Annotated in this window: 16 protein-coding genes; 10 read left to right on the top strand and 6 right to left on the bottom strand. The window is 34.5% G+C overall.

Going from position 1 to position 14,779, the window contains the following annotated elements:
- Nucleotides 1-248: 248 nt before the first annotated feature.
- Nucleotides 249-770, bottom strand: a complete 522-nt coding sequence (locus M0214_RS06705) for a ferritin (RefSeq protein ID WP_248724696.1) — start codon at nucleotides 768-770, stop codon at nucleotides 249-251.
- Between the two features lie 148 nt (nucleotides 771-918).
- Here M0214_RS06705 and M0214_RS06700 point away from each other — a divergent pair, with 148 nt between their 5' ends.
- Complete coding sequence (locus M0214_RS06700; protein ID WP_248724695.1) at nucleotides 919-1,242, top strand: T9SS type A sorting domain-containing protein; 324 nt, start codon at nucleotides 919-921, stop codon at nucleotides 1,240-1,242.
- 3 nt (nucleotides 1,243-1,245) lie between these two features.
- On the opposite strand, the gene metG is transcribed toward M0214_RS06700, so the two are convergent.
- Entirely contained in the window at nucleotides 1,246-3,312 is a 2,067-nt protein-coding gene (metG, locus tag M0214_RS06695) for a methionine--tRNA ligase (RefSeq protein ID WP_248724694.1), read from the bottom strand.
- A gap of 175 nt (nucleotides 3,313-3,487) precedes the next feature.
- Between metG and M0214_RS06690 the strand changes: the two genes are divergently transcribed.
- Both M0214_RS06690 and M0214_RS06685 read left to right on the top strand, forming a co-directional pair.
- On the top strand, nucleotides 3,488-4,510 hold the full coding sequence (locus tag M0214_RS06690) for an LD-carboxypeptidase (protein ID WP_248724693.1): 1,023 nt from the start codon (nucleotides 3,488-3,490) through the stop codon (nucleotides 4,508-4,510).
- A gap of 39 nt (nucleotides 4,511-4,549) precedes the next feature.
- Nucleotides 4,550-4,804, top strand: coding sequence for a hypothetical protein (locus M0214_RS06685; protein WP_248724692.1), 255 nt, complete (start codon nucleotides 4,550-4,552; stop codon nucleotides 4,802-4,804).
- A gap of 227 nt (nucleotides 4,805-5,031) precedes the next feature.
- Here M0214_RS06685 and M0214_RS06680 read toward each other — a convergent pair whose 3' ends face one another.
- From M0214_RS06680 to M0214_RS06670, 3 genes are all read right to left on the bottom strand, one after another.
- Complete coding sequence (locus M0214_RS06680; RefSeq protein WP_248724691.1) at nucleotides 5,032-7,986, bottom strand: energy transducer TonB; 2,955 nt, start codon at nucleotides 7,984-7,986, stop codon at nucleotides 5,032-5,034.
- Between the two features lie 11 nt (nucleotides 7,987-7,997).
- The gene (locus M0214_RS06675; RefSeq protein WP_248724690.1) at nucleotides 7,998-8,537 is read right to left on the bottom strand and encodes an RNA polymerase sigma factor; all 540 of its coding nucleotides are present in this window, start codon (nucleotides 8,535-8,537) and stop codon (nucleotides 7,998-8,000) included.
- A gap of 131 nt (nucleotides 8,538-8,668) precedes the next feature.
- The gene (locus tag M0214_RS06670; RefSeq protein WP_248724689.1) at nucleotides 8,669-9,439 is read right to left on the bottom strand and encodes a TerB family tellurite resistance protein; all 771 of its coding nucleotides are present in this window, start codon (nucleotides 9,437-9,439) and stop codon (nucleotides 8,669-8,671) included.
- Between the two features lie 206 nt (nucleotides 9,440-9,645).
- Between M0214_RS06670 and M0214_RS06665 the strand changes: the two genes are divergently transcribed.
- The 7 genes from M0214_RS06665 (at nucleotide 9,646) to M0214_RS15310 (ending at nucleotide 13,685) form a co-directional block, all read left to right on the top strand.
- Nucleotides 9,646-10,056 (top strand): BrxA/BrxB family bacilliredoxin, encoded by a 411-nt coding sequence (locus M0214_RS06665; protein WP_248724688.1) that lies wholly within the window; start codon nucleotides 9,646-9,648, stop codon nucleotides 10,054-10,056.
- A gap of 105 nt (nucleotides 10,057-10,161) precedes the next feature.
- Nucleotides 10,162-10,560, top strand: coding sequence for a hypothetical protein (locus M0214_RS06660; protein ID WP_248724687.1), 399 nt, complete (start codon nucleotides 10,162-10,164; stop codon nucleotides 10,558-10,560).
- 107 nt (nucleotides 10,561-10,667) lie between these two features.
- Entirely contained in the window at nucleotides 10,668-11,405 is a 738-nt protein-coding gene (locus M0214_RS06655) for a 1-acyl-sn-glycerol-3-phosphate acyltransferase (RefSeq protein ID WP_248724940.1), read from the top strand.
- A gap of 10 nt (nucleotides 11,406-11,415) precedes the next feature.
- Nucleotides 11,416-12,408 carry an acyl-ACP desaturase gene (locus M0214_RS06650; protein WP_248724686.1) on the top strand — a complete coding sequence of 331 codons (993 nt, stop codon included), beginning with the start codon at nucleotides 11,416-11,418 and terminating at the stop codon, nucleotides 12,406-12,408.
- A gap of 83 nt (nucleotides 12,409-12,491) precedes the next feature.
- Complete coding sequence (locus tag M0214_RS06645; protein WP_248724685.1) at nucleotides 12,492-12,761, top strand: n-acetylglutamate synthase; 270 nt, start codon at nucleotides 12,492-12,494, stop codon at nucleotides 12,759-12,761.
- Between the two features lie 3 nt (nucleotides 12,762-12,764).
- Nucleotides 12,765-13,418, top strand: coding sequence for an HD domain-containing protein (locus M0214_RS06640; protein WP_248724684.1), 654 nt, complete (start codon nucleotides 12,765-12,767; stop codon nucleotides 13,416-13,418).
- 144 nt (nucleotides 13,419-13,562) lie between these two features.
- Nucleotides 13,563-13,685 (top strand): hypothetical protein, encoded by a 123-nt coding sequence (locus tag M0214_RS15310; protein WP_256467957.1) that lies wholly within the window; start codon nucleotides 13,563-13,565, stop codon nucleotides 13,683-13,685.
- A 77-nt stretch (nucleotides 13,686-13,762) separates the two neighbouring features.
- Here M0214_RS15310 and M0214_RS06635 read toward each other — a convergent pair whose 3' ends face one another.
- On the bottom strand, nucleotides 13,763-14,638 hold the full coding sequence (locus M0214_RS06635; protein WP_248724683.1) for an AraC family transcriptional regulator: 876 nt from the start codon (nucleotides 14,636-14,638) through the stop codon (nucleotides 13,763-13,765).
- Nucleotides 14,639-14,779: the final 141 nt, after the last annotated feature.

The following is a 14,779-nucleotide window of genomic DNA, read 5'->3' as shown; positions in this document are numbered from 1 at the left end:
TTTATGCTACTTTTTTGAGTAAATCGTAGCATGGGCATTTTTTACAGCGTTTATTTTCGCCTTTCTTAAACTTTTTACAGCAGCTGGTTTTAACTTTATCGGTAGTTATGATACCTAGTTCTTTTAGCTCTTTTATCTTTTTTACTGCCTTCTTTTTTTTCTTTTTGCCCAAAACTTGAATTTTAATTACAAATTCTGGGCAAATATAATTTATTTTTAATTAATCTAAATAAGATTAAATGTTAAAATTACACTCCAGTAGTGTCTTGTGCAGCAGTACTTACAGTTAGGTTTTCTATATCTCTATCGAATAAATATAATCCGCCTTTATCGTCGCCGATAAGGTTAATTTTATCGAGAATAGTTCTTGCAACTGCCTCTTCTTCTATTTGTTCTGAAACGTACCACTGTAAAAAGTTATGAGTTGCATAATCCTTCTCTTGAAGTGTAATATGAACCAACTCATTAATACTTTGCGATACAAACATTTCGTGCTTAAGCAACAACTCGAACATATCCTTAAAAGAAGTGAACGTTACGTCTGGTGCTTTTAATGCAGACACTTTAGCATGACCTCCACGTTCATTAACAAACTTCACTAACTTAAGCATGTGTTCTCGTTCTTCATCAGATTGCGCATACATAAAACCAGCAACACCTTCTAATCCTTTTACCTCTGCCCAACAAGCCATGGCTAAATATATTTGCGATGATTCTGCTTCTATTTTAATCTGGTTGTTTAATGCTTCTTCTATAGTTTTTGATAACATGTTTCTTTATTTTTTATATAAGTTAAGTATTTTTTTAAATATAAATAAATTGTCTAAACATAATAAACAATCCTTCTTATTGTAAAAAACATAATTTAAAACTGATAAAATACGTTATAGTATAGCCCCCTGTTTAAAAAAAGTTATTGTGAAAATATTGTTTACTATACTTTTCTGCTTAGCAACATATAATTTATTACCTGCTCAAGACCATGCCCATGCTCCTGCTTCAAAATTAAATCCGGTTTTTAAATGTCACCCCAACCCGGTAGAGGACGAATTGTATATACTTGGCACCAATAAGATAAAATCGGTTGAATTTATAGATGTTTTAGGAAAACGTGCTGCTATTTACATCTACAATAAAAGCATCATAAAACTAAATGTCTCATACCTTAAAAAAGGCATTTACATTATTAAAGTAGTAGATGAAAAGAATAGGGTTGAGACTAAGAAACTAGTGGTTAAGTGACCTTTAACTAATCTGCAACCCATTTGCTACAGAAGCATCATCTGGGTTTACAAACACCAATTTACCATCTGGAGACTCGGTCATTAAAATCATACCTTGGCTTTCCACTCCTCTTAAGGCACGTGGTGCAAGATTAACCAATACGGTTACTCGTCTTCCAATAACTTCCTCTGCTGAAAAACTTTCAGCAATACCAGACACTATGGTTCTTACATCGATACCCGTATCAACCTTTAATTTTAGCAACTTCTTGGTTTTAGGCATTTTTTCGGCCTCTAGAATAGTGCCTACCCGAATATCTAACTTAGTAAAGTCTTCAAAAGTGATGGTATCTTTTTGAGGCTCTGTCTTTTTATTAGCCGCTTCGTTTGCCTTTTTATTGGCTTCTAATTTATCTAATTGTGCTTGTATGGTTTTGTCTTCAATTTTTGTGAACAGCAACTCTGCTTTTCCTATTTGGTGGTTGGCTGGCAAAAGCACCGCTTTAGTTGGAATATCATTCCAAGACGTCTCGACTCCACTCGACGCGACATTAAGGATTCTCTTTAACTTCTCGGCCGTAAAGGGCAAAAATGGTTCACATAAAGTTGATAAGGCACTTGCTATTTGCAATGCCACATACATAATGGTTTGGGTTCTTGCTTCGTCTTCCTTTATTTTTTTCCAAGGTTCTTCATCCGCCAAATACTTGTTTCCTAAGCGTGCCAAATTCATTAATTCTTGCCCAGCTTCTCTAAATCTGTAGCGCTCAATGGAACTTGCAATAACACTCGGGTAAGCTTTTACAGCAGCTAAAGTTTCTTCATCAACTTGCGTAAACTCGCTAGGTGTTGGTACAACACCATCGTAATATTTATTGGTTAAGACCACCACACGGTTAATGAAGTTACCGAAGATAGCCACCAACTCATTGTTATTTCTAGCCTGAAAATCTTTCCATGTAAAATCATTATCCTTAGTTTCTGGGGCATTAGCATTTAATGCATAACGCAATACGTCTTGCTGATTAGGGAAATCTTTTAAGTATTCAGGCAACCAAACGGCCCAGTTCTTAGAGGTTGATAATTTATTTCCTTCAAGATTTAAAAACTCGTTAGCTGGAACATTTTCTGGTAAAATATAGCTGCCCTCGGCCTTAAGCATAGACGGGAAAATGATACAGTGAAACACAATGTTATCCTTTCCGATAAAATGTACCAGTTTAGTGTCTTCATCTTTCCAGTACGGTTCCCAATCTTTTCCTTCGCGCTCTGCCCACTCAATGGTAGAGGATATATACCCTATTGGAGCATCGAACCAAACGTACAATACTTTTCCTTCTCCACCTTCTGCAGGAACAGGAATTCCCCAATCTAAATCCCGGGTTACAGCTCTTGGGCGCAATCCGTCATCAATCCACGATTTTACTTGTCCGTATACATTCGGTTTCCAATCTTTTTTATGGCCTTCTAAAATCCACTCTTTTAAGAAATCCTCGTGTTTATCTAGAGGTAAAAACCAGTGTTTTGTTTGTTTTAAAGTTGGAGTGTTGCCTGTAATTGCCGATTTAGGATTAATTAAATCGGTTGCATTGTGGCTTGTTCCACAACTTTCGCATTGGTCGCCGTAACTCTCTTCATTGCCACATTTAGGGCAAGTACCAATTACAAATCTATCAGCTAAGAACTGATTGGCCTCTTCATCATACAACTGCTCTGTAGTTTCCTCTATAAACTCGCCTTTTTCATGTAAGGTTTTAAAGAAATCTGAAGCGGTTTTATGATGAATTGGCGCTGTTGTACGCGAGTAATTATCGTAAGTAATGCCAAAATCTTCAAACGATTGCTTGATAATATCATGGTATTTATCTACTATATCTTGCGGCGTAACACCTTCATTTTTTGCCTTAATGGTAATAGGCACGCCGTGTTCATCACTTCCACCAATAAAGGCAACATCATTCCCAGTTAAACGTAAATAGCGCACATAAATATCTGCTGGTACGTAAACACCTGCTAAATGCCCAATGTGAATTGGTCCGTTGGTGTAAGGTAATGCTGTTGTTACGGTATATCTTTTTGGTTTGTTCATTATAATCTTATTCACGTTACTGAGTCATTGCGATGGAGGCAGGATTTCGGCAATCTTAAAAAGTTTAGAATAACAATGCTTAGGTTACCACGCTTCGCTCGGAATGACGCGTCTTTAAAAACAGCAAAAGTACACATTTTAAAAGCGTTTTCGAAAAAAAATGTACATTTACAATATGTCAAGAAACCTACTAATTTTATGTGTGTTTTGTGCTTTATTTTTCTTAAGAAATAGTGTCTCGACAGCTCAAAATAACAGCATACAAAAACAAAATATTACATTGAAACAACCACCTTATTTGAAAGCAGGAGATACCGTGGCCATTGTAGCGCCTTCAGGTATTTTAAAAAATAAAAAGCATGAAATTACGCAAGCCCAGATACTACTTAAAAGTTGGGGATTGCATAGTATTCTTGGTGAACACCTATTCAATCAAAACAATCATTTTGCAGGAACTGACGATGAACGCTGTGAAGATTTTCAAAAAGCTCTGGATGATAAGAGTATAAAGGCGATTTGGTGTGCTAGAGGTGGCTATGGCTCGGTAAGGATTTTGGATAAATTAGATTGGTCTACATTTAAAGAAAATCCAAAATGGATTATTGGTTATAGCGATATAACGGCAATTCATAATACAGTTCATAATCTGGGGATTCAGTCCATTCATGGTATGATGTGTACGAGTTTACAAGACGACCCTTCAACTATCAAGGAAACTATCAATTCTTTAAAAGATGGTCTCTTTGGTAAGAATCTGAACTACACTTTAAAAGGTTCGGAATATAATAGACCCGGCATAATATCTGCTCCAATTGTAGGTGGTAATTTAACCATGTTGCATTCTATGTTGGGCTCTAATACAAGTATTGATACCTCGGGTAAAATTCTTTTCATTGAGGACATTGGCGAGTACAAATATCACATCGACCGTATGCTACAAAGTTTAAAGCGTGCGGGGTATTTTGATGATTGTGCTGGTGTGATTGTTGGCGATATGAGTAAGATAAAATCGAATACTACTGTGTGGGGAACTTCTATAGAACAACTCATATTAGATGTGCTTTCGGAGTACAACTTCCCTATTGCTTTTAACATGTCCGCGGGTCATGAACCCGATAATAGAGCTCTGGTTTTAGGTAAAATGTTGAATTTAAACGTTAAAAGAGAGCATTCAACTATTATTTTTAAGGAAAACTAGTTTTTATCTTAAAATTGTAGTCTAATTTAAACTTTTCCTATGATGAGAAAACTACAATTTTTTACAGCTGCAATAGTACTTATGTTAGGTATTAATGCCCATGCAGACACAATCAAAAATTCAGATTTAAACTTAAATAACCCAGATGTTAGAAAGTGTTTATTAGAAGCTACTAAAACTTCTGGTTGGGATTTAGCGTCTGTGTACTTAAACGCTGACAACAAACTAGTTATGATTTTTGATAAAGGCGATGACACCAAGATCTACACTAGTAACGAAACTTTTACTGACTAAACAACTAAAACTTGTCTAAAAAGCCAACTACGATTTGTAGTTGGCTTTTTTGTTTAATATGTCTCGTCCTGAAATAAGTTGACACAAAAATGACTTATTTATGAAAGACGAGACAAACAAAATGTAAAGCGTTTAAAGAACCTGTTGCTTTTAAATTGCCTGCGAATCATGAACCCTATATCAGAGCTTTTCTTTTAGGTAAAAGGATAGATAAAAATTAAAAAAGGTTATTCAACTATCGTCTCTAATTGGCTTTTTAAGGTTTTTAAATCAACTTCTTTAAAGTTGAATTTTATATTGGGGTTTTCTTTAGTAAAGGTTTCTACAACATCCAGAAACATTTTCCCTTTATACTTTTTTAAAGCAATAAGTAGGACTTTTTCATTTTTAGGAATCATTTTAAAATCGAATACTCTACCTGAGCGTCTACCTGATAACACAGAACGCCAAGATTTAAAAACCACATTCAGTCTTATTTCTCCATCTGCATCGTTCATTGTAACATTATACCTAATATTATTCTTAGTATTTATAAATCTGTCGCAATTTATCCATCCTAATTTTGAGGCTCTTAAAATATAGCTTTTAACCTCGGTAATAGTAACGTCTTTTTTATCTGCCTTGGCTAATTTGTCCTCAACTTTTCTCATAAACATTGAATCCCTACGTTCTCTATCTTTAGATGAACGACCCACATTAGCTATACCATCGACTTGAAACACAATAGGCAGTGAATAAGGAACATGAACCGCCTTACCTCTTTGTTTACCTGGTTTCATTTTAGGCAACATGGCTATGACTCTTTCTGCCTCAACTTCTAATTCTGGTTCTGAACTTCTAGATCGAATTTTAGCGACATCGCCATTTTTATCAATATTGAAAAGAACATTAATCCTTTGTCTTCCTCCCAAACCTAAATCGTTGGCTATATTGTCGCCGTTAAACTTTCTTTGAACAAACTGATTAATTTTATCACTCGTACATTTTCTAGTTTCATCTCTATTTAAATTTTCACAACCTGGAAAAACGGGAACTTCTTCAACAACAGCAAACGGAACTTGAATATCCTCTTCAACATGATTCTCTTCAACCTCATCTAGAAGCGCAATTTTATTTTGAAGTTCCCAATTTATAATACCTCCTTCCCAATTTCCAGTAAATAATTGCATGTCTTTCTCTTTAGTTGGAAATATGATTTCGATAGGTTTATTTTCTTTGAGACCTAATGACTTTCCATTTTGTTTAGCTTCTATAAAAAGCATACCGCCTGTTTCTAATAATTTATCATTAGACTGGGTAGACAAGTTCGCTAATAACACCTCAGAAAGTTTATAATATTCTGTAACTTTTAAATTAATTTCCCCGAAAATAGTTTGATCATTTTGGTCTATAAATGAATTTGCTTTTATCATTAATTTGGTTCCCTCTTTGCAAACCACTAAGGTGTCTTTGTTTAGGTTTATAAAAAAGGTCTTTGAAGTTTTTTCAGGAATTTCGATATCTCCTATTTCTTCATTAGGCTTTATGTCTTCATTTTTAACGCTTGTACTATCTTGTTTAAGAATTTTAGTTTTTTTTATAGCTTTAATAGGATTTTCTGGCTGCTCAACACCTTCTAAAGTTAAAAATGCCCTTATTTGCGATTCGTTTATTTTTTTGAAATCTATTTGTAAATCGCCTTCTTTTCTTAATCTAAAAGATCTTTTAAACCCATATATATCCTTTCCTTTAATACCTAGCGCAATAATCTTGAAGCTCCTGTTTACAGGTAAATTTATTTCATTGTTATAAATATTCAATACTGAATTACTTCGTTCATCAATAAGATAGATTTCGTTATGATTAGTCTTTACATTAAAGTTAAGTTTAACCTCTACGGTTTCTTCATCTTGGGATAATTTATCTATGTTTATCCAACCTAGATTGGAAATATCTATGGACCTGTAGAAACTGTTTGAGACCCTATTGAAATAGTTGAATGTTTTGGCTTCTTCATTATATTTTGACAATAGAGCCTTGTATTCTTCTCTAGGCATTACATCCTCTATAGCATCATGTTCTTGTTTAGAAATCTGCTTGGTCAATTCTCCATATATTTCTCTACATTCGGACCAAACTATCTGCTCTAAATCGATTAAAATCGAATCGATAACCACATCTTTTTTATTGTATAAAGAATCTAAAACCTTTGTTTTAAAAGTCTTCCTGTTGTCTAGCCATGATAAGTCACAATCATATCTATGATCGATAATACGCACACTCTCTTTTAACAATCGAATGGTGTCGATATCTTTATTGTAAAAATTTCCTTTTGGAAATCTCTCCTTTAAATCTACAACACTCATAAAGCCTAAAGTATCCGAAACATGAACTTCTTTAAAGCTGTCAACTCCATAACGCTTAGTGATAACAGTATCAACCACATAAGCTTCTTCAATTGAAATAATAAAGGGGTTCGGTCTAAAAGTATCATCAGCGGATTCCCAATTCATATACCCTTCTTTATCCCTTTCACCATAAAATAGTTCCATATTAGCTTCATTGGTATTCTTAGGAAACATCGCGTTAATAGTTTTACCTTCCTTTAAAACTAAAGATTCGTTATTCGTCTTGATATCAATTTTAAAAGCGCCCCCAGAAATTAACCAGTTACCATTTGAAATAGTTTGGGCATTAGCCAATAACAAATCTTGTTTGTTGACCAATTCTATTAACTCCACTTGTAAAGAATCTACCGAAAACGGTTTTTTAGAACTCGTTTCTAAATCGTTAGGATTAAATCTTACCACAGTACCCTTTTCGCCAATAATTTCTACTAAAGAATCTGCTGAAACATAATAATTTTGAAGATACTCCGACTCAAAGTTTACCCGCTCCTTTAAATACGCTTTATCAGAATTATACACATTAAAATAAATAATAGCGAACAGCACTACCGTTCCTAACAAGCCTCCCAAATATCTTAACCATTTACCCCTAATATATCTTTGCTTTCCAGTTTTGATTTCTGTCTTTAACTTTTGTCTTTTAATACCTTCAAGTAAAACCATATGCTCCTCATAAAGCAACCTAAATGTATCATCGCTTTTTAATCGGGTTTCAAAATCCTTAACAGCTTCCGTAGAAAGCCTGTTGTTTAAATACTTATTTATTAACTCTATGTCTTGAATTTGTGCTTCCATAATACCCCGAATTAAGATTGAACCGTTTTACTTGTTTGATAGATGTCTTTTGCCTTTGCAAGACATTTATACTTCTGGTTTTTTGCAATTTTTTCAGATTTAAATTGCATCACTTTTGCTATCTCTCTAAAAGACATAGCCTTGTGATAAAACAATCTTAAAAGTTCTTGACATCGGTTTCCTAATTGGAGAAATGCACGTTCGGCAAGTCGATATTTATTCTCCTCAAGTACATTATGAAAATATTCTACTTCAGTATCGCTTAAATCATGTAGTTCTTGTTTTAAAAATTTATTTTGGGCATCCTTCCAAATAAATCGAGATACCGAATATAAATAGGTATAAAATGATGATGTAAGTTTGAAATCTGCCTTCTCTAAATTTCTATTTAGAATAATGAGTGCTTCCTGAAAAACATCAGAAGCATCTTGTTTCTGTCCGCCTTTTGAAAGAATAAGGGATTCAATTTTAGGGTATAAGCTGTATAACTTACTAAATGCCTTTTCGCGTTGACCTTGTTTAAAAAGTTCTAAGATTTTTTTATCGTTCATTAAACTACTTTACTTCTTAATGGTGAAATTGCTAAAAGGTCTCCCATAAAAATAAAATAATTTAAAATAAACGTAGATTGCTCTGTTACTGAAAATAGTTTCAGCACATCTCGCAAGAATTACTAAACATACTAGAACTTCAGTTCTTTCTGCAAGTGCTCATAAGCCTCCTGCACCTGTCTGAATTTTTCTTCAGCCCCTTTTTGGTGTTCCTTCCCTAAATGAATCACTCTATCGGGGTGATATTTTTTCGCCATCTTTCTGTAGGCCTTCTTTATTTCGTCTACAGATGCTCCTTTTTCAATCTCTAAAACCGTGTAAGCATTATCGCTACTGTTATAGAACATGGCCTTGATACTTTCGTAATCTCTGGCGCTAATTCCCAAATAACCAGCCATGATTTGTATTTGGCGTTCTTCATCTTGAGTAACCACACCATCGGCTTTAGCAATACCAAATAAAAAGTGCATAAGCTGAAGTCGCGAAGGATGATCCATCATACGTTTTATCTGTAAGCACACCTGCCTTTTAGATATTTTTTGCTTGCTTATACCTTTAAATAACTGAAATGCATGATTGGCACGCTCTTTTCCATACATATTGGCAAACTGCTGACGTACATAATCCAGTTCTCGTTGATCTTGAACTCCATCGGCTTTTATCACAATAGAGGCTAAAATCAACAAGCTAACCTCAAAATCTCCCGATTGTGTTTGTGGGCGTTGCGGCCCTCTATTGTATGTTGTTCGCTGTGAACGTTTTTTTCCTTCTCCAAGAAGCGTGTCTCCGCCACCGTTAGACATCGCATCTACGATACTTCCTAAAGCCACTCCTATAATAGCGCCAATTGGCCCTCCAAAAGACCAACCTAAGGCACCTCCAATCCATTTTGAAAACCCCATGTATTACTATTTTTTTTTCGTCAAACCTACATATTAATTGGCAATATCAAAAAACCTGTAACTTTTGTAGGTTCACTCAGACTTATTTAATAAAATGTTAAATAGCTGAGTAAATATAATATAGTTAGTTGATTAGGACGCCTTTTTGTTACACAATTGATATCTTTGCAAGGCTAAAAAATTGTTAAATATTAAAATTTAAAAATATGTATCCACCAGAACTGGTAAAACCCATGCGAGAAGACCTAACGAATGTTGGTTTTGAAGAATTACACACTGTTGATGCTGTCGATGCTGCTTTAGCAAAAGAAGGTACGACATTGGTTGTGGTAAATTCTGTTTGTGGTTGTGCTGCTGCCAATGCACGTCCTGGAGCTAAAATGAGTTTACAAAACAGCAAAAAACCAGATAACATCGTTACGGTTTTTGCAGGAGTTGATAAAGAAGCAGTTACAAAGGCAAGAGAATATATGATTCCATTTCCGCCAAGTTCTCCTAGTATGGCCCTATTTAAAGATGGTGAGCTAGTACACATGTTAGAGCGTCACCATATTGAAGGTCGCCCAGCAGAACTTATTGCTGAAAATTTAGTAGATGCTTATAACGAACATTGCTAGGCATAACAGTTTAGAAAAGTCAAGCCACGATATTTCAATCGTGGCTTTTTTTATGTCTTTATACGCAACCTTTTTTTACCAAACCCATCTTAAAACTAAAAAGATATGCGAACTGCCACAAAATTTATTTACATAGTACCAGCGCTATGTTTACTATTAACTGCTTGTTTAACCGAAGAAGACCAATCTCCTGTATACAACGAAGAACTTGAAACGCTTACTGCTTTAAGGGAAGACATAGAAACTTTAGCAGATTCATCGGTTTGCAATGATAGTTCGGAATGTAGATTTATCGCTTTTGGCAGCAAACCATGTGGAGGACCTTGGGGGTTTTTGGTATATTCTACCTCTATAGATACCAACGATTTAGAAGCCAAAGTAGAACAGTACAATACCCTAGAAGCAGCTTTCAACTCTAAATGGGGCTTGGCATCAGATTGTTCTGTACCAGCACAACCCACCGATGTTATTTGTGAGAACAACAAATGTGTTGCCATCTACTAAGGTGTTTTTCTTACTACTTAATTTACAGACTTCACGAATTGAAATAAAAATTTTTCATTTAGCATTTAGGCAATTTTTAAATGGGAAAAAATCATGTACTTTTGGGCATGATTAAAATTTTAGCATACCCTTTAACAATAATTTATTACCTGTGTTTTCTACTAATACTGGTTATTTTTCATCCTATACAGTGGTTTTGCTTTAATGTATTTGGGTATCAAGCACATAAGAAAAGTGTGGATATGCTTCAGTTTTTCCTTGTACATTCCACTAAGGTTTTGGGTACAAGAATTTCGTTTCATAACGAACATAATATACCAACAAATACGCCCCTTATTATTGTCGCAAATCACCAAAGCATGTACGACATATCACCTATAATGTGGCACATGCGAAAACACCATACTAAATTTATAAGTAAAATAGAATTAGGAAAAGGTATCCCAAGTGTGTCTTACAATCTTAGACATGGTGGTTCTGTTTTAATAGATAGAAAAAACCCCAGACAATCCCTGCCTGCCATTATGAAATTTGGGGAGTACATAGAAACCAACAAACGTGCTGCCGTTATTTTTCCCGAAGGAACACGAAGCAAAACCGGAAAACCTAAACCTTTTCAGACTAAAGGTTTGGAAATTCTGTTTAAAAAAGTACCTTCGGCTTTAGTCGTGCCTATTACCGTTAATAATTCATGGAAAATGTTTCGCTATGGTAAGTTTCCCATGGGCATTGGCAACCACATAACGTTTAAAGTTCATAAACCGATAAAAATTTCTGATTATAAAGACCGTTCGGAACTTTTAAAATTGGTAGAAACCACCATTACAAATAATATTCACCCTTAAAACATAATTAATGTCATTAAAAAACGTGCGATTAGAAGTCATGAAGTTTTTGGAAAAAGATGTTGACGCACTTATAGAAAAATACTTAGTCCCAATTGATAAAATTTGGCAACCAACCGATTTCCTCCCTAATTCTGAAGGCGAAGAGTTTTTCGATGAAATTCATGAAATAAGGGAGCTTGCCAAAGAATTACCTTATGATTTTTGGGTCGTTTTGGTTGGTGATATGATTACTGAAGAAGCGCTACCTACCTACGAGTCTTGGTTAATGGATGTTGAAGGTATAGACCAAGTGGATAACCCTAACGGGTGGTCTAAATGGGTAAAACATTGGACTGGTGAAGAAAATCGCCATGGTGATGTGCTTAATAAATACCTTTACCTTTCTGGAAGGGTAAATATGCGAGAAATTGAAGTAACTACACAATATTTAATTTCTGATGGATTTGATATTGGAACCGACAGAGACCCTTACAAGAACTTTGTTTATACGAGTTTTCAAGAATTAGCCACTTACATTTCCCATAATAGGGTGGCTAAAATTGCCAAAAAAAACGGTAATAAAAGATTAGCGAGAATGTGCCAAATCATATCGGGAGATGAAATGAGACATCATAATGCCTATTCTGAATTTGTTGAACGTATTTTTGAAGTAGACCCTAGCCAAATGATGATGGCTTTTCATTATATGATGAAACAAAAAATTACTATGCCAGCCCATTTTTTAAGAGAATCAGGAGATAACATAAGTACGGCTTTCGAAGAGTTTTCGAATACGGCGCAACGAATTGGGGTTTACACCTCAAAAGACTATGTAGACATTTTACAAAAGCTAATAAATCGCTGGGAAATAGATAAAATAACCAACTTAACAGACGAGGCCGAAAAAGCCAGGGATTATTTAATGAAGCTACCAGATAGAATGTATAGACTTGCTGATAGAATGAAGATTCCTGAAAATTCATTTCAGTTTAAATGGGTAGAACCCGCAATCATTAAATAGACTATAAAGTAACTTTGATTAACTACCATAATAAAAAGTTCCGTTTAATATCAAACTCTAACAATAGCGAGATAAATACAAGTATGGTATTTCATTACCAACAGACAGGCCATATTTTAAGCTGTAATTATAAAGGTGGTAATATTGTGGAGGGTCACCTTATTGGTACAGTAGACGATAAAGGGCATATAGACATGAGGTACCACCAAGTTAACTCAAATGGAGACCTCATGACAGGAATATGCTCATCTTACCCAGAAATAACGCCTAACGGTAAAATTAGACTCCATGAAACTTGGCAATGGACCTCTGGAGATAAAAGTAAAGGGCAATCCGTTTTAGAAGAGATCTAAACTATGAGTTCTACAGAAATAATAGATAAAACAAAAACCTTTGTTAAAGAAACACTTTCTGATGCAGAAGGTGGACATGATTGGTTTCATACAGAACGCGTACTTAACAATGCTCTGTTGATTGCAAAAAACGAGCCCGTAGATGCTTTTATAGTCGCTCTGGGAGCTTTACTTCACGATATAGCAGATAGTAAATTCCATGATGGTGATGAAACCGTAGGGCCTAATTTAGCACGTAAATTTTTATTCAAGCTAAATATAGACTCTGCTGTTATAGAACATGTGGTAAAAATTATAGAAAACATTTCGTTTAAAGGCGGAAATGAATCTCAAAAGTTCCATTCACCAGAATTGGATGTCATCCAGGATGCCGATCGCTTAGATGCCATAGGAGCCATTGGCATAGCAAGAACTTTTAATTACGGAGGTTACAAGAACAGACAACTCTACAACCCAGATATTAAGCCTAATTTAAACATGAGCAAGGTCGAATATAAATCGTCTACCGCACCAACAATTAACCATTTTTATGAAAAGCTACTGCTCTTAAAAGACCGTATGAATACTAAAACCGGTAAACAGTTGGCTAAAGAAAGACATACCTATATGGAAAACTTCCTTAGGCAATTTTATATGGAATGGAATGGTGAAGTTTAACGATAACAAACCATTAGCTTACGACATATCTTGTTTATTTACAATGATTTAACAATCAATATAACACATATATTCGTCAATATTCCTGTTTTAGCCACCAGGTAAAGACTGTACCTTTACAACATAATTCTAAAACTATTAAAAATGAAAGCAACCATTAAAAGTAGAAAGAAGGAAAATCTTGATGCGGTACTTTACCTTTTAATGTTATTCTTAACATTACCTGTTATAACAGGTATTTTAATATTGTGGTTTAGGTTCATGTAGGCGCAAAATTCCCTTAATACAAAAAAAACCCCTTTACAGTTTTGTAAAGGGGTTTTAAGTTATTGTGGTAAAATAAACTACTGAATAATCTGTTTAATTTCCTTCCTGTAGTTAGAGGCACTTTTACCGATTATCTCATTAAACTGTTTATTGAAATGCGAAAAATTATTAAATCCGCATTCAAAACAAATGTCTGCAATACTCATTTTACTCTCGTTTAGCAATTTCGTGGCATGTACAATCCTTATCTCGTTTACAACCTGAGTAAAGGTTTTTCCCGTTGTCTTTTTAAAGTACCTACAAAATGCAGGAACGGTCATACTTACTTTATCTGCTATTTCCTCTAGTGCAATGTGCTCTTTAAAATGAGCATTTACATATTTGTATATGGTTTTAATTTTATCGGTATCCTGTGGTTCTGTTTCAAACATAAAACCATCGGCGTTTAAGATGGTGTAATCATCTGTAGTTGCTAAATATTCTAAAATCTCAAGAAGTTTTAAAATCCTATCCAATCCGGTGTATTCCTCTAAACCTTCAATTTTAGAACCCACAAAATCCTTGGCTATTCTATTAAACTTAATACCATTTTTGGCCCGTTCAAAAAGAGAGGCTATAGCGGCTGCCTCTGGCACGCTTTTAAAAAAATCTTCTCCTAAAAATTCTGGACTAAATTGTACGGTAGTCTCTATTCCGGCGGCTGTTAACCTATCTGTAAAACCATTGTGTGGTAAATTAGAGCCTATTAAAATTAATTGGCTATTGTTAAAATACGATAAATGGTTACCAATATGGGTTTTCCCTTGGCCACGGTTAATATATATAAGTTCAATTTCTGGGTGAAAATGCCAAAACATTTCACCCCTATCTAATGTATCGTTGTGCTGTTTCACCAATATGGAAGTACCAAAGGAAGGCGACAGTTTTTTAAATGTAGGTTTCTTAGTGATCATAGAGGGTTTTCTTTTAAAACAAAATTACAACATATTATGCATACATTATATATAGTATTACCATTATTGTGTACTAAATTACCTTAACATTAAGTTAACATATAGGTAATGGTTAATATAGCATAGAAATAAGCAAAAATT

Source organism: Seonamhaeicola sp. ML3, from assembly GCF_023273855.1.
Taxonomy (GTDB): Bacteria; Bacteroidota; Bacteroidia; order Flavobacteriales; family Flavobacteriaceae; genus Seonamhaeicola.
Note: the sequence above shows the minus strand (reverse complement) of the source record. Positions and strands in the feature narration are given on the sequence as shown.